This is a genomic window from Conexibacter woesei Iso977N (assembly GCF_000424625.1).
In the GTDB taxonomy this organism is placed as follows: domain Bacteria; phylum Actinomycetota; class Thermoleophilia; order Solirubrobacterales; family Solirubrobacteraceae; genus Baekduia; species Baekduia woesei_A.
Genome location: NZ_AUKG01000001.1, coordinates 2,463,270 through 2,479,841 on the forward strand (window position 1 = coordinate 2,463,270; position 16,572 = coordinate 2,479,841).

Genomic DNA, 16,572 nt, shown 5'->3' on the forward strand with positions numbered 1-16,572 from the left:
CAAGTTGAGGTGATTGCAATGGAGATCAGACAGCTGCGCTACTTCGTGGCCGTGGCCGAGGACCAGCACTTCCGGCGCGCGTCGGCGCGGCTGCACGTCGCGCAGCCCGCGGTCAGCGAGCAGATCCGCAAGCTGGAGGCCGAGCTCGGCGTCCGGCTGCTGGACCGCACGTCACGGTCGGTCAGGCTGACCGCCGGGGGCGCGGCGTTCTTCGAGGACGCCAGGCGGATCCTGCACGACGTCGACGGCGCCGGGCACAGCGCCCGGCGCGCGGCGGCGCGCGGGCAGTGGCGGGTGCGGCTCGGGTTCACGCTGCACGCGCTGCCGCCGGTGATCGGGACGACGCTCGCGCGCCTGCGCACGGCGGGCGCCCGCGTTGACGTGGATCTCGCGACGGCGGCGGCGCGCACGCTGCTGCAGCAGGTCCGCGACGGCCAGCTCGACGCGGCGGTCGTGTGCCTGCCGGCCGCGACCGCAGGGCTGCGCGTGAACGTCGCGGCGGTCGAGCCGCTGGTGGCGATGGTCCCGGGCGCGCGCGGCGCGCCCGACGCGGGGCCGGCGGCGTTCCCGGCGATCGCGCTGGAGCGGCTGGCGGCCGGGCGCGTGCTGCTGCCGCGTCGCGACATCGACCCGGCCTGCCACGACGCGACGGTCGCGGCCTTCCACGGCGCGGGCGTCGGGATCGAGGTGGTGGAGTCGGCCGCCGAGACGCTGGAGCAGCTGTTGTTGGAGGTGTTGAGCGGCGCGGGCGCCACGCTGCTGCCGCAGTCGGCCGCCGCGCGCAACAGCGTGCCGGGGCTGACCGCGGTACCGCTCGCGGTGGCGGCCGGCGGCACGGCGCCGTCGGTCCCGATGGGGATCGTCACCCGCGACGAGGCGCCCGGACCGGTCCTGGCGCGGCTGCTCGACGAGCTGGAGCAGGCGTCGCAGTCGCTCCGGGCGCGGCGCGCCGCGGTCGCGGCGATGGCGGAGGTCGACCTGGCCGAGGCGGCGTGACGATGGCGCCCGTCGTGGTCACCGGCGGCTCCGGCTTCCTCGCGCTGCACACGATCGCCGCGCTGCTGGAACGCGGGCACCGCGTCCGGGCGACCGTCCGGACGCCGGTCCGCGCGCTGCTGGTGCGGGAGGTCCTGGACCGACATGGTGTGGATGCCGGCGATCGCCTGACGTTCGCCGAGGCCGACCTGCTCGCCGACGACGGCTGGGCCGAGGCGGTCGCCGGCTGCGAGCACGTCCTGCATCTGGCCTCGCCGTTCCCGGCCGTCGACCCCGAGCACGAGGACATGGTGGTGGTCCCCGCGCGCGACGGGACGCTGCGGGTGCTGCGTGCCGCGCGCGATGCCGGCGTTCGGCGCGTCGTCGTCACGTCGTCGTTCGCGGCGGTCGGCTACGGGCGCTCGCTGCCCGCCGAGCACGTGTTCACCGAGGCCGATTGGACGCCGCCGGACGCGACCGGCGTGCGGGCCTACATCCGCTCCAAGGCCGTCGCCGAGCGCGCGGCCTGGGACTTCGTGCAACGCGACGGCGGCGGCCTGGAGCTGTGCGCGATCTGCCCGACCGCGATCCTCGGCCCGGTCCTGGGACCGGAGCACTCGGCGTCGATCGGGCTGGTCGAGGGGTTGTTGAACGGGTCGATGGCCGCCGGGATCCCGCGGCTGTCGCTGGCCGTCGCCGACGTCCGCGACGTCGCCGCGCTGCACCTCGCCGCGATGATCGCGCCGCAGGCAGCGGGCGAGCGCTTCATCGCGGCGGCGAGCGACGGGCTCTGGCTGGCCGACGTCGCGCGCGTGCTGCGCGAGCGCCTGGCGGAGCCGATCGCCGCGAGGCTTCCGTCAGTCGAGCTCCCCGACCCGTCCGCGCAGCTCCTCCACGTCTCGGGGGCGAAGGCCCGCAACGTGCTCGGCTGGCGCCCGCGCGCCCCCGAGATCACGATCCTCGAGACCGCGCTGAGCCTGATGCCGGAGCCGGGAGCCGCCTGGTCGTCGAGGCCGGCGGTCTAGCCGTCACCGCGCGTCCACGACCCGTCCAGGACCGCGCAGGAGAGCCGCATACTCCACGCCCGAGATGAGCTACGACCTGTTCCTGTTCACGCCGGCCGAGGGGGAGCGCCCGGATGACACGGTCTTCCGCCTCGAGGACGCCGAGGCGGAGCGTGGAGCACCCGCTCCGGCGGCGCAGGCCCGCAACCGCAGGATCGCCGCGGCGCTGGTCACCCGGAACCCCGCCTACGAGCAGTCAGGCTGGACGGGCGGCATCGACCTGACCGACGAGGCCGGGCTCCAGGTGCTGCTCCATCACGAGCACATGGCCTTCAACTTCCCCTACTGGGACTCGCTCGACCCCGAGCGCCTGGCGACGGAGATCGCCGCGGTCTGCGCCGAGGTCGCGACGACCGAGCCGACCTGGCGGCTCTACGACCCGCAGCGGGAGCGCTTCATCGACCCGGAGCGCGACCGCGAGTCGTTCCTGGGCGTCGCCTAGCCGTCGCGGCGGACGGTCGGCCCCGCCACGGTCTCCTCGTCGCCGTCGGGGATGATGTCCTTGGGCGCGCGGCTCATCTTCCCGAAGCCGCGCAAGACCTTCAACAACAGCAGCACCCCGCCGAAGGACTTCAGGTCGATCCCGCCCAGGAGCTGGCGCAGGAACGAGAGCTGGTCGAAGTAGATGCGCTCGCAGACCAGCTCGTCGTCGCCGCGGAAGACGAAGTAGGCGGTCATGCGGACCTTGAAGGAGGCGCCGGTCGCGGGCACCGGGCCGAGCGGGCCGAGGTGGGTGCCGAGCAGGTAGAACTCGGTGATGACCGCGTCGTCGGCGTGGCGCAGGGCGATCATCTCGTGGCGCTGGTCGGGGAACGCCCGGCGGGTCTCGTCGTAGTAGCCGCGCACCGCGGCGCCGCCGTCGTGGACGGTCTGGGTCGGGACGATCTCGTAGCGCGGATGGGGGAACGTCGACAGCACGTCGTCCCACTGCTGGGCGACCTCGTCGTGGAAGTGGTCGAGGACGAGCTGCTCTCTGCGGGCGCGGACGTCGGCGGCGGCGGTCATCCCCGCACCCTACGACCCGCACACCAGGGGGTCGACCAGGGGCGGCACGGGGTGCGAAACGGGCCGGGATGCGAGATGGTCTGCAGCATGGACATCGACCTCGACACCCTGGTCCCGCTCCTGCGCGAGGCCGAAGAGCACCACGGCGCCTACGAGGCTGTCGCGCCGCCGCACCACTGGTCGGACTGGTACGGCGCCTACATCATCGCCCGCGCGGGCGGTGCCACCTCCGACGACGCGGTGATCGCCGCGGGCAAGCACATGGACGACGTGCTCGGGACGAGCTCCTGATGAGCGAGTCCTATGACTACGACGTGATCATGATCGGCGCGGGCGCGCCGGGCGAGCACGGCGCCGCCGCGCTCGCCGAGGGCGGGCTGAAGGTCGCCGTCGTCGAGCGCGAGCTCGTCGGCGGCGAGTGCTCGTACTACGCGTGCATCCCGTCCAAGACGCTGCTGCGCCCCGGCGAGGCCGTCCACGACGCGCACGACGCCGAGTCCGACGCGGAGGTGGTGGTCGAGCGCGCGCTCGCGTGGCGCGACTTCCAGGTCTCCGACTACGACGACACCAACGCGGCGAGGTGGCTGACCGACCACGACATCACCGTCCTGCGGGGCACCGGCCGGCTGGCCGGGACCGGGACCGTGGAGGTCACCGACGGCTCCGGCGCGGGCACCTACACGGCGGCGCACGTGGTCCTGGCCAACGGCGCCGACGCGATCGTCCCCCCGGTCCCGGGCCTGCGCGAGCTCGACGGGCTGTGGACCAACCGCGAGGTCACCGGCATGAAGGCCGTGCCGCGGCGGCTGCTGATCCTCGGCGGCGGTCCGGTCGGCGTCGAGATGGCGCAGGCGGTCCGGCGTCTCGGTGGAGAGGCAGTCGTGATCGAGCGCGCCGAGCACGTCCTGTCGCGCGAGCCGCGGCCGCTGGGCGAGGCGCTCGCCGAGGTGCTGCGCGCCGACGGGATCGAGCTGGTCCTCGGCGCCGAGATGGTCGAGGCCAAGCGCGACGGCGACGACTACGTGGTGGTGTTGAAGGACGGCACCGAGCTGCGCGGCGACAAGCTGCTGTGCGCGACCGGCCGCGCTGCGCGCGTGCACGACATCGGGCTGGAGACCGTCGGCATCGAACCCGACCGCAGGGGCGTCCCGGTCGACGCGCGGATGCAGGTCGCCGACCGGCTCTGGGCGCTGGGCGACATCACCGGCCTGTGGCCGTTCACCCACACCGGCAAGTACCAGTCCGAGATCGTCGCGGCCAACATCATCAACAAGAAGCCGCGCGAGGCGTCCTACGACGCGGTCCCGCGCGTCGTCTACACCGACCCGCAGGCCGCCGCGGTCGGCGCGGCCGAGGCCGAGTTCTCGGGGACCGGCTCGGTGGCGTTCACGGCCAAGATGGAGACCTACTCGCGCCAGTACGCGACCGCGAACGGGTTCCTGACGCTGCTGAGCGACGGCCACGTCCTGACCGGCGCCTACGCGCTCGGCCCGGAGGCCGGCGAGTGGCTGCAGCAGGCGACGCTGGCGATCCGGGCGCAGATCCCGCTCGAGGTCCTGGCCGACACGATCCAGCCGTTCCCGACGTTCAGCGAGGTGTTCGTGGAGGCGCTGAAGGAGCTGACCAAGGCCATCGGCTAGCGCGGCGCGGTGAGGTCGCAGACCGCCAGCGACGGCGCGTCCCGGCGTGCCTTCTCCGGCGCGCCGGGCAGTTCGCCCAGCGGCGTGAAGCGCAGCGCCGCCGGGTCGATCCGCAGCGCCGCCGCGTCACCGGACTCGAGCCGCTCGATCAGCGCCTTGGACGCCAGCAGCCGGCCGCCGGCGGCGCACGCCTCGATCCGCGCGGCCTCGTTCATCTCGTCGCCGAGCGCCGTGACCTCGGTCCGGCCGGACGTCAGGAGGTTGCCGACGAACGGCGTCGCGGCCCAGTGCAGGCCGAAGCGCACGCTCAGCCCGTCCGGCTGCTCGGCGGCGATCGCCTGCGCCGCCTCGATGCACGCGCGCGCGGTCGCGGACTCCGACCCGATCTGGTCGGCGAGGAACAGTGCGGACAGCCCGTCGCCCGCGTGCCTGCCGACGAGCCCGCCGCGGTCGACGATCGCGGCGTCCGCGCGGCTCATCAGGCGCCGGATCAACCTGAAGTACTCGGCGGCCGGGAGGCTGCGCGCGAGCGCGGAGGAGCCCTCGAGGTCGGCGAACAGCAGCGCGGCGCGGCGGCGCGCGGGCCGTGAGGTGTCGAGCAGCCGCTCCAGCGAGCGGTGGTCGCCGGAGGCCAGCAGCGACAGCGCCGCGCCGGACAGGCCGGGGACGATGACGTTCACGGTGCCCGCCAGCGACCCGCGGTCATCGAGCAGCCGCACGGTCAGCACCTGGAACGGGAGCGTGCGGCGCCCGAACTTCAGCTCGCCGTCGTCGAACGTCAGCGACTCCTGGCGCACCGTGCCCTCGATCATGGGCCGCAGGTGCTTGGCGATCGTCGCCCAGCTCTCCTCGGTGGCGAAACCGGGCCACGTCGCGCGCTCCGCCGTCATCTCGGGCGCGTCGTAGGCGAGGCCGACGAGGCGCAGCGCCGCGGCCGTCGTCGTCCCGCACGACACCAGGTAGTCGGTGGTCGCGTAGGCGAAGCGCCAGTCCGCGTCCCACACCTCCGCGACGTGACGGCGCTCCTCCAGCCGCTCGGCGACGGCGCGCAGCGTGGGGTGCTCGGGCAGCGGGAGACGGTCCACGCAGCGACTCTACGCGGTGGCTTCAGCCTCGGCGAACGGGATCAGCAGCGCGGCGACCGCGTCCGGCTCGGTCGTGTGCGGCACGTGGCCGGTGTCGAGGACGTGGAGCTCCGCACCCGGGATCGCCGCTGCCGTCGCCTTCGCGGTGCGCAGCGGGATCACCGGATCCCTGCGGCCGTGGATCACCAGCGTCGGCGCCGCGATCCGCGGAGCGTCGGCGCGCAGGTCGTGCGCGGGCGACGCGAACGAGCGCCAGAGGCCGGCGACCGCGCGCAAGCCCGGGTCGGCGCGCGTCGTCGCGATCCCGGCGGCGAGCGCGGCGCGGTCGGCGTCGGTGCGCGCCCGCATGTAGCGGCGGGCGAACGTGGGGTAGATGGCCTTCAGGAACCCGGGCCGTGCCATCAGCCGGCAGAACGCCCGGACGTGCGGCGGCGCGCCGACGAAGCCGCCGGAGTCGATCAGGACCAACCCCTTCACCAACTCCGGCCGGCGCAGCGCCAGACGCGCGGCGGAGAAGCCGCCGACCGAGTTGCCCACGACGATCGCGCCGCCAGGGGCCAGCGCCTCCACTGCCGCCTCGGTCACGTCGGCGCAGCGCATGGCGCTCAGCTCGCCGTCCAGCGGCGACCCACCGTGCCTGAGCCGCGGAGAGGCGTTGTCGTCTCTCAGCGGTGACTCGCCGTGGCCGGGCCAGTCGAGGGCGATCGTCTTGTAGGTGTTGGTGGGGAGGCGGTCGCGGAGGGCGTCGTAGTCGTGGCGGTCGTGGGCGCCGGAGGCGAGCAGGACGATCGGGAGCGCCGCGGCGTCGCCGCGGATGTCGTAGGCGATGGAGCCATGGGGCGTGTCGAGCAGCATGCGGCGTAACATGACCGACCGGTCGGTCATAGTCAATGACCGATCGGTCATGTTAGGCTCGGACGCGTGAGCCACCCGACCTACGAGGCGCTGCTGGACGCGGGGATCGTGGTCGCCGAGCGCGAGGGTCTCGCGGGGCTGAGCGTCAACCGCGTGGTGGCGGAGGCCGGCGTGGCCAAGGGCACGTTCTACGTGCACTTCGCCGACCGCGAGGCGTTCGTCGACGCGCTCCACGCACGCTTCCACGCCAAGGTCGACACAGCGGCCGCCGCCGCGATCGCCGGCCTGGAGCCGGGCGCGGAGCTGCTCGTCGCCGGGGTCGAGGCCTACCTCGACGTCTCGCTCAGCGACCGCGCGGTCAAGGCGCTGGCGCTCGAGGCCCGGACCGACCCCAAGTTGTCCACCTTGATGAGCGCGCGCCACGACCGCTTCGCCGCGCTGACGACGTCGTCGTTCAAGGCGATGGGCTGGCCCGACGCGCCCGCCGCGGCGCAGCTGCTGTCGGCGATGACGCAGGAGATCGCGGTGCGCGAGTTCGATGCGGGCCGCCGCCTGCCGGCCTCACGGCGCGCGCTGCGCCGCTACCTGGGAGCGACATGAACAACAACGCGCTGGGGTTCGGCAGCGGTGGCGATCCGGTCCTCGCCGCGCTCGTCGAGTCGATCGCCGACGCGGTCTACGCGGTCGACCACGAGGGGCGCGTGCAGTTCGCCAACGGCGCGGCGGTGCGGATGCTCGGCTACGACGACGAGGCGCAGCTGCTCGGGCAGCCGTCGCACGCGACCATCCACCATCACAAGCCCGACGGCACGCCGTTCCCGGAGGACGCGTGCCCGCTGCTGCGCCCGCGCGTGACCGGCGAGGTCGTGCGCGTCGAGGAGGACTGGTTCGTGCGCCGCGACGGGACGTTCGTCCCGGTGGCCTACAGCTCGGCGCCGGTCGACACGCCCGAGGGCCGCGGCGCGGTCGTCGTCTTCCAGGACATCACCGAGCGCCGCGCGGCCGCGGCGGCGCGCCTGCGGGAGCGGGCGACGCACGCCTCGCGCGCCCGGATCGTCGAGGCCGCGCTGGACGAGCGCCGGCGCCTGGGCCGCGACCTCCACGACGGCGCCCAGCAGCGGCTGACGAACATCGCGCTCGCCGCGCAGATCGCCCGGCGCAGCGAGGATCCCGCCGAGGTGGGGGAGATGCTCGGCGCCGTCGTGGAGGAGACGCAGGCCGCGATCGACGAGCTGCGCGCGCTCGGCGCCGGGCTGCACCCGGCGGTCCTGACGCACCGCGGGCTGCTCGGCGCGGTCGAGTCGCTGACCGCGCGCACGCCGGTCCCGGTGGCGCTCGACGTCACGCGCGAGCGCTTCCCGGACCTCGTCGAGGCGACCGCGTACTTCGTGATCGCCGAGGCGCTCGCCAACGTGGCCAAGCACGCGGGCGCGGAGCACACGCGCGTCGAGGTGGCGCGCGAGGGCGAGTTGTTGAGGATCTTGGTCGAGGACGACGGGCGCGGCGGCGCCGACCCGTCCGGCTCCGGCCTGTCCGGGCTGGCCGACCGGGTGGCGGCGGTCGACGGCGCGCTGACGGTGGCCGCCGGCGTGGACGGGCGCGGGACGCGCGTCGAGGCGACGCTCCCCGCGCGCGGGCCGGACCTCGCCGGCTAGCGGGTCGCGCGCAGCAGCGCCAGGACCGCGAGCACGCGGCGGTGCTCGGACGGCTCGTGGCCCAGCTGCAGCTTCCCGAAGATCCGCGTGACGTGCTTCTCGACCGCCGCGGGCGTGACCCTCAGCGCGGCGGCGATCCCGGCGTTGGACTTGCCCTCGGCCATCAGCCCGAGCACGTCGCGCTCGCGCGGCGACAGGTTCTCCAGCGGGTCGTCGGTGCGCCGCCGGCCGACCATCAAGGACACGATCTTGGGATCGAGCGCGCTGCCGCCGTGGGCCACGCGCCGGACCGCGCCGGCGAACTCGTCGACGTCGCCCACGCGGTCCTTGAGCAGGTAGCCGACGCCTGAGGCGTCGTCGCCGATCAGGTCCAGCGCGTAGCGCTCGTCGGCGTGCTGGGAGAGCACGAGCACCCCGACCTCCGGATGCTCGCGCCGGATCCGCATCGCCGCGCGCAGCCCGTCGTCGGTCTGGTCGGGCGGCATCTGGATGTCGACGATCGCGACATCCGGCCGGTGCGCGGCGACCTTGCGCAGCAGGTCATCGGCATCGCCCGCCTCGGCGACGACCTCCATCCCGGCGTCCGCCAGCAGCCGCGACAGACCGGCGCGGAGCAGCAGGTGGTCATCGGCGATCAGGACTCGGGGCGGCGCCGCCATCCGCGCCCGACCCTACCGGCCGCCCTCGCTTCACGCGGTCCGTCGTCGCGGCACGCAGCCGTCCGTTCCGCGGCAACAGCTCCCGTCGCCGTGATCGGTCCGGCATCGCTTCACGCGCCCTTTGGTCGCGGCATCGCAGCCGCCTGTTCCGCGGCGGCCGTTCGCGTCTCTGCCCGCGGTGTGGTTGAAGGCGCTTCGCTTGGTCGTCGTCGCCTGCGGCGATGCGGAGCCGTCGTGGTCTTTGCCGTCATCGGTCCGGCATCGCACCACGCGCCCTCTCGTCGCGGCATCGCAGCCGCCTGTTCCGCGACGGCAGCTGGCGTCTCTGCCCGGGGTGTGGTTGAAGGCGCTTCGCTTGGTCGTCGTCGCCTGCGGCGATGCGGAGCGGTGGTGGTCTTTGCCGTCATCGGTCCGGCGCCCCTTCGGGCGGGCCGGTCAGAGCGACAGCGCGGCGAGGGCCGGCTTGGGCGTGAAGGCGACGCGGTCACGGAGGTCGTCGGGTGCGCCGTGGAGGGCGTCGGGGTCGCTGGAGACCATGACGACGCGGGGGACGCCGAGCGCGCGGAGCTCCGCCGCCAGCGCCCAGCCGGAGTCGGCGCCGAGGTGGACGTCGACCAGTGCGACGTCGGGCGTCTCGGTGCGTGCGAGGGCGAGCGCGGCCGCCGCGTCGGCGGCCTCGCCGACGACCGCGTGGCCGCGCGCCGCGACGGTCCGGCGGGCCAGGCCGCGGAAGCGCGCGTCGTCGTCGGCGATCAGGATCCGGGCCATCAGGCGGCGACGTCCGACGCGCGGCGCCGCTCGACCAGCTCGCGCATGGTCGTGTCGACGTCCTCGTGCGCGTCGGGCGACGTCCAGCCGGCCGGGACCTCGTCGGGCCAGCGGCCGTAGCGGTCCAGGAACATGCGGCGCGCCTCCTCGACGTCGCGGTCGGCGTCGCCCTCGATCCCCATGCGCATGAACTTGTTCATCAGGTAGATCGCGCCGCCCGCGCCGACCATCGCGGCCAGGGCGTCCGGCCCGTAGTTCGACGGTCCGGCGATCAGGACGATGACCAGCCCGGCCAGGCACACGCCGGCCGGGATGAGGTAGCGCATGGAGAACAGCATGTCCTCAGTATCGGGCCGGCGAGGCGACCTCCGCCTCGGGCGCGCGGCCCGGCGATGTCGGGTTGTCCCGACATCGCCGAGCGGCCGCTACGCGCTCACCGCGTAGAGCGTCCCGGAGGCGACGGTCACGCCGGAGACCTGCCTGGCGTGGGCCTTGATCCAGGTGGTCAGGTCCGAGGACGAGCTCCCGCCCATCCCGCCGCCACCGCCGCTCCCGACCAGGACGTACTTGACCTGCCCGCTCCTGACCATCGCGACGAACTGGCTGACCTTCGGCGCCGGGTCGCTGCCCGAGAAGCCGCCGATCGTCACCACCGCCTTGCCGGTCGAGATGATGATGTTGGCCGTCGTCTGCGAGCCGGTCGCGGCGAGCAGGTACTTGGCGCTGCCCTGGTGGGCCTCCAAGTACTTGATGACGCTGGTCGACAGCGTCCCGCCGCCGCCCATGCCGCCGCCACCGCCGGCGCCCTGCTGCGCGCCGCTCGGCGGCGTGCCGCCCGAGAAGCTCGGCCGCGTGCCGGTCGTGCCGCCACCGCTCGGCGGACCGCCGTTGCCGCCGCGCATCGCGCCGCCGCCCATGCCGCCGAACCCGCCGGCGCTCGCCTCGCTCGGCCCGGCCAGCACGTTGTTGCCGTTGAGCGAGCGCCCGACGCTGGCCAAGCTGTAGGACAACGGCCCGGCGCCGACCGCCACGACCGCCGCCACGGCGGCGACCGCCAGCACCCGCCGCGGCGCGCCGAGCCGCAGCGCGACGGCCGCCAGAACCGCCACCACCGCCGCGACCGGGATCGCCACGCGCAGCCACGGGTGGAAGTCCGGCGTCCGGTCCAGGAGCGACACGCTCAGCGCCGCCGTCGCGCCGACGCCGACCGCCGCGCCACCGAGCGCGACCCACGACCGCGCGACCCGCGTGCCCAGCAGCACCAGCCCGATCCCGCCCAGCGCCGCGACCGCCGGGGCCAGCGCGCTCGTGTAGTACGGGTGGAACGTGCCCTTCGCGGTGCTGAAGATCGCCACGTGCACCAGCGCCCAGACGCCGAACAGCACCGCGCCCGCGCGCAGCCGGTCGGTCCGCGGCGCGCGCCGCGTCAGCACCAGCGCCGCGACCAGCCCGACCGCCGCCAGCGGCAGCAGCCACGCGATCTGCCCGCCGACCTCGGTGTTGAACAGCCGCAGCAGGCCCGGCTCGCCGCCGAAGCTCGCGCCGCCCCCGCCGCCGTTCTCGCCGAACAGCCGGCCGAAGCCGTTGTACCCCAAGATGAGATCCCAGATCGAGCCGTCGGTCGACCCGCCGATGTAGGGCCTGCTGCCCGGCCACAGCGTCACGGCCACCGGCCACGCCGCCGAGACGACGACCATCGCGACGCCCGCGACCGCGAGCTGCCGAACCCGCGTCCACAGCGCCGGCAGGCCGGCCAGCAGGTAGGTCGCGCCGAGCGCCGGGACGACCATCCAGCCCTGGAGCATCTTGGTCATGAACGCCAGGCCGACGAACACGCCCGCCCAGACCAGGTGCTTGGTCCTGCCCGACTCCAGCGCCCGGACCACCATGTAGGCCGAGGCCACCAACAACAGGATCAGCAGCGCGTCCGGGTTGTTGACGCGCGCGATCGCGACCGTCACCGGCGTGATCGCCAGCAGCGCCGCGGCCGCGAGCGCCGCCGGCGTCGAGCCGGTCACTCGCCGCACCGTCGCGTGCAGCAGCGCGACCGCGCCGATCGTGCACAGCGCGTCGGGCAACAACATGGAGAACGACGAGAAGCCGAAGACGCGTGCGCTCAACCCCATCATCCAGATCGCCAGCGGCGGCTTGTCCACCGTGATGAACGAGCCGGGATCCAGCGAGCCGAAGAACAACGCCTTCCAGCTCTCGCTCGCCGACTTGACCGCGGCCGCGTAGTAGGTGTTGGACATGCCGTCGCGCGTCAGGTCCCAGCAGCACAGCAGCGCGGCGAGGACGAGCACGGCGAGCAGCCCGGCCTGGACCCGGCCGAAGCGATCGAGGACCGCCGGGCGGCGGCGCGCGTGGGTCGCGCGCCGCGACAGCGGCGAGGTCAGCTGCGCGGGCGGCGGCAGGGGCGTGGTGGTGGAGGCCATGCGACCACCATCGACGCCCCCGCGGAGGATCTCCCGTGCGAACGCTGGGAGATCCCTGTGGCCGGCCCGCGGGCTACGCCCTTCCGGCGTGCGCGTCCACGAGCTCCTGCGCCGCCCTCATCTCCGCGGCGTCCGGCGCCTGGCCGTTGCTCAGCCCCAGCCCCGCGGCGACGCGCGCGCCGATCCCCTCGTCCACGCGCGTCCAGTACGCGACCACCCGCAGCTGCATCGCGCGGGTGACGTCCTGGGACGCGTGGCCGACGACGTTCTCCACCAGCGCCGAGCGCTGCGCGTCGTCCATCACCTCGCGCATGAGCGTGCCCGGCTGGCCGAAGTCGTCGTCCTCGCGGTGCTTGGCGTAGGCCACGCGCGCCAGCTCGCCCGCCTCGACGTCCCAGCCGACCTCGCCGGCGCGGCCGTCGGCGCCCGCCTCCGGCCCGCCGTAGGAGTTCGGCGCGTAGACCGGCTGCGCCCCCGCGTGGTGGTAGGCCATGGCGCCGTCCTTGTTGTAGGAGTGGACGGGGCACTGCGGGCGGTTGATCGGCAGCTGCTCGTAGTTGGGGCCGATCCGGTGTAGGTGCGTGTCGTGGTAGCTGAAGATCCGCGCCATCAGCATCCGGTCCGGCGACAGGCCCGTGCCCGGGACCAGGTTGGAGGGGTTGAAGCTGGACTGCTCGACCTCGGCGAAGAAGTTCTCCGGGTTGCGGTTGAGCGTCATCCGGCCGACCTCGATCAGCGGGTAGTCGCCCTTCGGCCAGACCTTCGTGAGGTCGAACGGGTTGAAGCGGTAGTCGGCGGCGTCGGCGAACGGCATCACCTGGACGTAGAACGTCCACGACGGGTGGTCGCCGTTCTTGATGGCCTCGTTGAGGTCGCGGCGGTGGAAGTCCGCGTCCTCGCCGGCCATCCTGGCGGCGTCGTCCTCGGTCATGTTCTCGATGCCCTGGTCGGACTTGATGTGGTACTTGACCCAGAAGCGCTCGCCGCCCGCGTTGACCCACGAGTAGGTGTGGCTCGAGAAGCCGTGCTGGTGGCGCCACGTGCGCGGGATCCCGCGCTCGCTCATCAGGATCGTCACCTGGTGGGCGCTCTCGGGCGACAGCGTCCAGAAGTCCCACTGCATGTCGTTCGAGCGCAGGCCCGTGTCGGGCAGGCGCTTCTGGGAGTGGATGAAGTCCTGGAACTTGGAGGGGTCGCGGACGAAGAAGACCGGCGTGTTGTTGCCGACCATGTCGAAGTTGCCGTCCTCGGTGTAGAACCTCAGCGCGAAGCCGCGCGGGTCGCGGACGGTGTCCGGGAAGCCCTGCTCGCCGGCGACGGTCGAGAAGCGCGCGAACATGTCGGTCGTCCTGCCGACCCTGCCGAGGAACGCGGCCTTGGTGAACGCGGTGACGTCGTTGGTCACCTCGAAGGTCCCGTGCGCGCCGCCGCCCTTGGCGTGGACGACGCGCTCCGGCACCCGCTCGCGGTTGAAGTGCTGCATCTTCTGCACGACGTAGTGGTCGTGCAGGGCGATCGGGCCGGCAGGACCGACGGTCAGCGAGTGCTCGTCGCTGACGGCCGGGATGCCCGAGTCGGTCGTGGTCGCGGGACGGCGCGGATCGGTCATACGTTCGCGCTACCCGGTCGGCGCCCTCGCGCACGCGCGTGGGCGCGTTGACCCTCGCCCCGGGGGCCGGTAACGTTGTTGACCGCGCGGTCAACGAGGAGAGATGGCCGTGCGTGCCCACCCGAGGAGAGGTCCTGTCCCCATGCAGTCCCCCGTGCGGCTCCTGAAGCTGCTCGTGTCCGTCCTGGCCCTGGTCGCGCTGACCGCCACCACCGCGTCCGCGGCGGTGCCGCGCATCGTCAAGGAGCAGCGTCACGACGCCGTCGCCTCGGCGTTCAAGAAGGCGCCGGCCGACCTGAACATCCCCGTCAAGGACCCCGGCCCGCCGCCCGGCGCCCAGGTTCTGAAGTACAAGTTCGGCCCGCTGAGGATCCAGCCGGGGCAGAACCTCATCGACATCGACGTCCAGAAGGAGCGCCCCGCGGTCGACGGTTGGATCGTCGGCTTCCGGCCCGGCCTGATCGACGCCAAGACCGGCAGGAACCCGCCGGTCACCGAGGTCCACCTGCACCACGCCGTCTGGCTCGTCGACCTCAAGCCGACGTTCGCCGCGGGCGAGGAGAAGACGAACTTCACCGCGCCGCAGGGCTACGGGTGGCGCTACAGCACCAGGCAGACGTGGATGATCAACCACATGATCCACGACCTGGTCGCCCAGGATCATGAGGTGTACATCACCTACACCTTGTACTTCATCCCGGACACGGCTCCGGAAGCGGCCAACATCCACCAGATCAACACGCAGTGGATGGACGTCGAGGGCGTCAAGCCCTACCCGGTGTTCAACGCGATCAAGGGCTCGGGCACGAACGGCAAGTTCACGTTCCCCGACCAGGCCAAGAACCCGTACCCGGACCGGCCGAACAACCCGCGCAACCAGTGGGTCGTCGACCACGACTCGACGCTCGTCTCGACCGCCGGCCACCTGCACCCGGGCGGCCTCTGGACCGACCTCAACGTGACGCGCAACGGCAAGACCGTCCGGATCTTCCGCTCGCGCGCCAACTACTACGAACCCTCGGGCGCGACGTCGTGGGACGTCGCGATGAGCGCGTCGGCCCCAGGCTGGCGGGTGCACCTGAGGAAGGGCGACATCCTGTCGACCAACGCGACCTACGACACCACCAGGGCGTCGTGGTACGAGGTCATGGGGATCATGGTGACCGGGATCACCACCGACGACGAGGGCGGCGTGGACCCGTTCACGCAGACGGTCGACCAGACCGACTACCTCACGCACGGGCGGTTGAAGGAGAACGAGGACCCCGCGGCCACCCGCAGGGTCAACACGGCCTACAACGACGTCAGCACGATGCGCCAGGGCCCGTTCGCCAGCCGCGTGGTGATCAAGAACTTCACCTACGACCCGGGCGACCTGACCTACCCGGGCAAGCAGGGCCTGCCGCCGTCGGTGAGGCAGGGCACGTCGCTGACGTTCGTCAACGAGGACAACACGGCGACCGTGTTCCACACGATCACCGCGTGCAGGGCCCCGTGCAACAAGGGCTCCGGGATCGGCTTCCCGCTGGCCAACGGCAGGGGCCTGTTCGACTCCGGCGAGCTCGGCTACGGCCCGACGCTGAGCGGCAACGTGCTCGGCGACACCGGTGAGACGATCCCGATCACGCCGGTCATCGACACGCCGACCGCCAAGGTGCACTGCAGGGGCGGCGGCCCGACCGGCCTGGTGACCATCATCACCAACGGCTGCGTCGGCACGGCGACCTGGAGGACGCCGAAGAACCTGTCGCCCGGCACCTACACCTACTTCTGCCGCATCCATCCCTTCATGCGCGGTGCCTTCCGCGTGGTCGGGACGAAGAAGGTGAAGTCCTAGTCGCCCATTAGGATCTTGGGCGGGAGCGCGCGGCCGGAGTGACCGACGGCCGCGCGCCCCGTTCAAGGGGCGAATCAGGCAGACTGACGCGCGTGCCGAGCAAGCCGGAGCCGCGGATCAGCTACATCGTGGGACGACTCGACCGGGCGCTGTCGCTGGCGGTCGAGGAGCACGTCGCCGAGCACGGGCTGACGCTGCCGCAGTACACGGCGCTGTCGGTGCTGCGGCTGCGGCCGGGGTTGAGCAACGCGCAGCTGGCGCGGCGGACGTTCGTGCGGCCGCAGTCGATGATGCAGGTCATCAGCAAGCTGGAGGCCGCGGGGCTGATCGAGCGCACCCCGGACGCCAACCACGGCCGGATCCTGCGGACCGAGATCAGCGCGCGGGGCCGCGAAGTGCTCGCAGCCTGCGACCGCTCGGTGAGCGCGATGGAGAAGACCATGCTCTCGGGCCTGGCGCCCGAGCAGCGCGACGCCTTCCGCGACGCGCTGCTCGACTGCGTCCGGCGCCTCGGCGCCGGGCTCGACGACGTCGGCTGATCCGGGTCAACGGTGCATGTGGGCTCGTATGGAGCCCAAATGCACCGTTGACGTGGCTAGATCGGGTACTGGCGGGCGCCGTCTTGGCGCGTGAGCCAGCGGAGCTCGGTGAACTCGTCGAGGGCGGCGTCGCCGCCGAAGCGGCCCCAGCCGGAGTGCTTGACGCCGCCGAAGGGCATCTGGGGTTCGTCGTGGACGGTGGCGCCGTTGATGTGGCAGATGCCGGACTGGATCCGCCGGGCGACCGCCTCCGCGCTCGCCGGGTCGCCGAAGACCGCGGCGGCGAGGCCGTACTCGGTGTCGTTGGCGACGCGGACGGCTTCGTCGGCGCCGTCGACCTCGATGACCGTGACGATCGGGCCGAAGGACTCCTCGGCGTAGATCCGCATCTCCGGCGTGACGCCGGCGACGATCGTGGGGGTGAGGAGCAGGCCGTCGGCCTGGCC

Annotated in this window: 18 protein-coding genes; 9 read left to right on the top strand and 9 right to left on the bottom strand. The window is 73.1% G+C overall.

Annotation, left to right across the window (positions count from 1 at the left end; all coding sequences use genetic code 11):
* Nucleotides 1–18 precede the first annotated feature (18 nt).
* From H030_RS36975 to H030_RS0112170, 3 genes are all read left to right on the top strand, one after another.
* Nucleotides 19–996, top strand: coding sequence for a LysR family transcriptional regulator (locus H030_RS36975; RefSeq protein ID WP_051222404.1), 978 nt, complete (start codon nt 19–21; stop codon nt 994–996).
* Nucleotides 997–998: 2 nt separating this feature from the next.
* Nucleotides 999–2,000, top strand: a complete 1,002-nt coding sequence (locus H030_RS31570; RefSeq protein WP_035126146.1) for an SDR family oxidoreductase — start codon at nt 999–1,001, stop codon at nt 1,998–2,000.
* A gap of 64 nt (nt 2,001–2,064) precedes the next feature.
* Nucleotides 2,065–2,481, top strand: a complete 417-nt coding sequence (locus H030_RS0112170; RefSeq protein ID WP_027006309.1) for a hypothetical protein — start codon at nt 2,065–2,067, stop codon at nt 2,479–2,481.
* Here H030_RS0112170 and H030_RS31575 read toward each other — a convergent pair.
* Nucleotides 2,478–3,044: an ester cyclase gene (locus H030_RS31575; protein WP_051222406.1), complete on the bottom strand. Its 567-nt coding sequence runs from the start codon at nt 3,042–3,044 to the stop codon at nt 2,478–2,480. The genes H030_RS0112170 and H030_RS31575 overlap by 4 nt on opposite strands.
* An 87-nt stretch (nt 3,045–3,131) precedes the next feature.
* Between H030_RS31575 and H030_RS0112180 the strand changes: the two genes are divergently transcribed.
* Together H030_RS0112180 and H030_RS0112185 are read left to right on the top strand one after the other, a co-directional pair.
* On the top strand, nt 3,132–3,335 hold the full coding sequence (locus H030_RS0112180) for a hypothetical protein (RefSeq protein WP_035126148.1): 204 nt from the start codon (nt 3,132–3,134) through the stop codon (nt 3,333–3,335).
* A complete protein-coding gene (locus H030_RS0112185) occupies nt 3,335–4,684 on the top strand; it encodes a dihydrolipoyl dehydrogenase family protein (RefSeq protein ID WP_027006311.1) in 1,350 nt (449 codons plus the stop codon). Before H030_RS0112180 ends, H030_RS0112185 begins: the two co-directional genes overlap by 1 nt.
* On the opposite strand, the gene H030_RS0112190 is transcribed toward H030_RS0112185, so the two are convergent.
* Nucleotides 4,681–5,769: an adenylate/guanylate cyclase domain-containing protein gene (locus H030_RS0112190; protein WP_027006312.1), complete on the bottom strand. Its 1,089-nt coding sequence runs from the start codon at nt 5,767–5,769 to the stop codon at nt 4,681–4,683. The two genes, H030_RS0112185 and H030_RS0112190, sit on opposite strands and share 4 nt — an antisense overlap.
* 9 nt (nt 5,770–5,778) lie before the next feature.
* Nucleotides 5,779–6,624, bottom strand: coding sequence for an alpha/beta fold hydrolase (locus tag H030_RS0112195; protein WP_035127446.1), 846 nt, complete (start codon nt 6,622–6,624; stop codon nt 5,779–5,781).
* Between the two features lie 66 nt (nt 6,625–6,690).
* Here H030_RS0112195 and H030_RS0112200 point away from each other — a divergent pair, with 66 nt between their 5' ends.
* Both H030_RS0112200 and H030_RS0112205 read left to right on the top strand, forming a co-directional pair.
* The gene (locus tag H030_RS0112200) at nt 6,691–7,224 is read left to right on the top strand and encodes a TetR/AcrR family transcriptional regulator (RefSeq protein WP_027006314.1); all 534 of its coding nucleotides are present in this window, start codon (nt 6,691–6,693) and stop codon (nt 7,222–7,224) included.
* Nucleotides 7,221–8,279 carry a PAS domain-containing protein gene (locus tag H030_RS0112205; protein WP_051222410.1) on the top strand — a complete coding sequence of 353 codons (1,059 nt, stop codon included), beginning with the start codon at nt 7,221–7,223 and terminating at the stop codon, nt 8,277–8,279. Before H030_RS0112200 ends, H030_RS0112205 begins: the two co-directional genes overlap by 4 nt.
* Here H030_RS0112205 and H030_RS0112210 read toward each other — a convergent pair.
* The 5 genes from H030_RS0112210 to H030_RS31590 all read right to left on the bottom strand — a co-directional run bounded on the left by H030_RS0112210 (nt 8,276) and on the right by H030_RS31590 (nt 13,750).
* Nucleotides 8,276–8,938, bottom strand: coding sequence for a response regulator transcription factor (locus H030_RS0112210; RefSeq protein WP_027006316.1), 663 nt, complete (start codon nt 8,936–8,938; stop codon nt 8,276–8,278). The genes H030_RS0112205 and H030_RS0112210 overlap by 4 nt on opposite strands.
* A gap of 435 nt (nt 8,939–9,373) precedes the next feature.
* Nucleotides 9,374–9,706 carry a response regulator gene (locus H030_RS0112215; RefSeq protein WP_035126149.1) on the bottom strand — a complete coding sequence of 111 codons (333 nt, stop codon included), beginning with the start codon at nt 9,704–9,706 and terminating at the stop codon, nt 9,374–9,376.
* Nucleotides 9,706–10,044 carry a hypothetical protein gene (locus tag H030_RS31580; RefSeq protein ID WP_035126151.1) on the bottom strand — a complete coding sequence of 113 codons (339 nt, stop codon included), beginning with the start codon at nt 10,042–10,044 and terminating at the stop codon, nt 9,706–9,708. The genes H030_RS0112215 and H030_RS31580 overlap by 1 nt, the downstream gene beginning before the upstream one ends.
* 87 nt (nt 10,045–10,131) lie before the next feature.
* Nucleotides 10,132–12,141, bottom strand: coding sequence for a glycosyltransferase family 39 protein (locus tag H030_RS31585; RefSeq protein ID WP_051222412.1), 2,010 nt, complete (start codon nt 12,139–12,141; stop codon nt 10,132–10,134).
* A gap of 73 nt (nt 12,142–12,214) precedes the next feature.
* Nucleotides 12,215–13,750, bottom strand: coding sequence for a catalase (locus H030_RS31590; protein WP_081690720.1), 1,536 nt, complete (start codon nt 13,748–13,750; stop codon nt 12,215–12,217).
* 142 nt (nt 13,751–13,892) lie between these two features.
* On the opposite strand from H030_RS31590, the gene H030_RS0112230 reads away from it, so the two are divergent.
* Together H030_RS0112230 and H030_RS31595 are read left to right on the top strand one after the other, a co-directional pair.
* Nucleotides 13,893–15,587 (top strand): cupredoxin domain-containing protein, encoded by a 1,695-nt coding sequence (locus tag H030_RS0112230; RefSeq protein ID WP_027006318.1) that lies wholly within the window; start codon nt 13,893–13,895, stop codon nt 15,585–15,587.
* Between the two features lie 92 nt (nt 15,588–15,679).
* Entirely contained in the window at nt 15,680–16,126 is a 447-nt protein-coding gene (locus H030_RS31595; RefSeq protein ID WP_051222414.1) for a MarR family winged helix-turn-helix transcriptional regulator, read from the top strand.
* Nucleotides 16,127–16,182: 56 nt separating this feature from the next.
* Here H030_RS31595 and H030_RS0112240 read toward each other — a convergent pair.
* On the bottom strand, nt 16,183–16,572 hold a 390-nt coding region (locus tag H030_RS0112240; protein ID WP_027006319.1), incomplete at its 5' end, for an aldehyde dehydrogenase family protein.

Bases quoted from the DNA above. Each gene is read 5' to 3' on its own strand.
- H030_RS36975 (WP_051222404.1), top strand. From the start codon at position 19: ATGGAGATCAGACAGCTGCGCTACTTCGTGGCCGTGGCCGAGGACCAG.
- H030_RS31570 (WP_035126146.1), top strand. From the start codon at position 999: ATGGCGCCCGTCGTGGTCACCGGCGGCTCCGGCTTCCTCGCGCTGCAC.
- H030_RS0112170 (WP_027006309.1), top strand. From the start codon at position 2,065: ATGAGCTACGACCTGTTCCTGTTCACGCCGGCCGAGGGGGAGCGCCCG.
- H030_RS31575 (WP_051222406.1), bottom strand. From the start codon at position 3,044: ATGACCGCCGCCGCCGACGTCCGCGCCCGCAGAGAGCAGCTCGTCCTC.
- H030_RS0112180 (WP_035126148.1), top strand. From the start codon at position 3,132: ATGGACATCGACCTCGACACCCTGGTCCCGCTCCTGCGCGAGGCCGAA.
- H030_RS0112185 (WP_027006311.1), top strand. From the start codon at position 3,335: ATGAGCGAGTCCTATGACTACGACGTGATCATGATCGGCGCGGGCGCG.
- H030_RS0112195 (WP_035127446.1), bottom strand. From the start codon at position 6,624: ATGCTGCTCGACACGCCCCATGGCTCCATCGCCTACGACATCCGCGGC.
- H030_RS0112205 (WP_051222410.1), top strand. From the start codon at position 7,221: ATGAACAACAACGCGCTGGGGTTCGGCAGCGGTGGCGATCCGGTCCTC.
- H030_RS0112210 (WP_027006316.1), bottom strand. From the start codon at position 8,938: ATGGCGGCGCCGCCCCGAGTCCTGATCGCCGATGACCACCTGCTGCTC.
- H030_RS0112215 (WP_035126149.1), bottom strand. From the start codon at position 9,706: ATGGCCCGGATCCTGATCGCCGACGACGACGCGCGCTTCCGCGGCCTG.
- H030_RS31580 (WP_035126151.1), bottom strand. From the start codon at position 10,044: ATGCTGTTCTCCATGCGCTACCTCATCCCGGCCGGCGTGTGCCTGGCC.
- H030_RS31585 (WP_051222412.1), bottom strand. From the start codon at position 12,141: ATGGCCTCCACCACCACGCCCCTGCCGCCGCCCGCGCAGCTGACCTCG.
- H030_RS31590 (WP_081690720.1), bottom strand. From the start codon at position 13,750: ATGACCGATCCGCGCCGTCCCGCGACCACGACCGACTCGGGCATCCCG.
- H030_RS0112230 (WP_027006318.1), top strand. From the start codon at position 13,893: ATGCAGTCCCCCGTGCGGCTCCTGAAGCTGCTCGTGTCCGTCCTGGCC.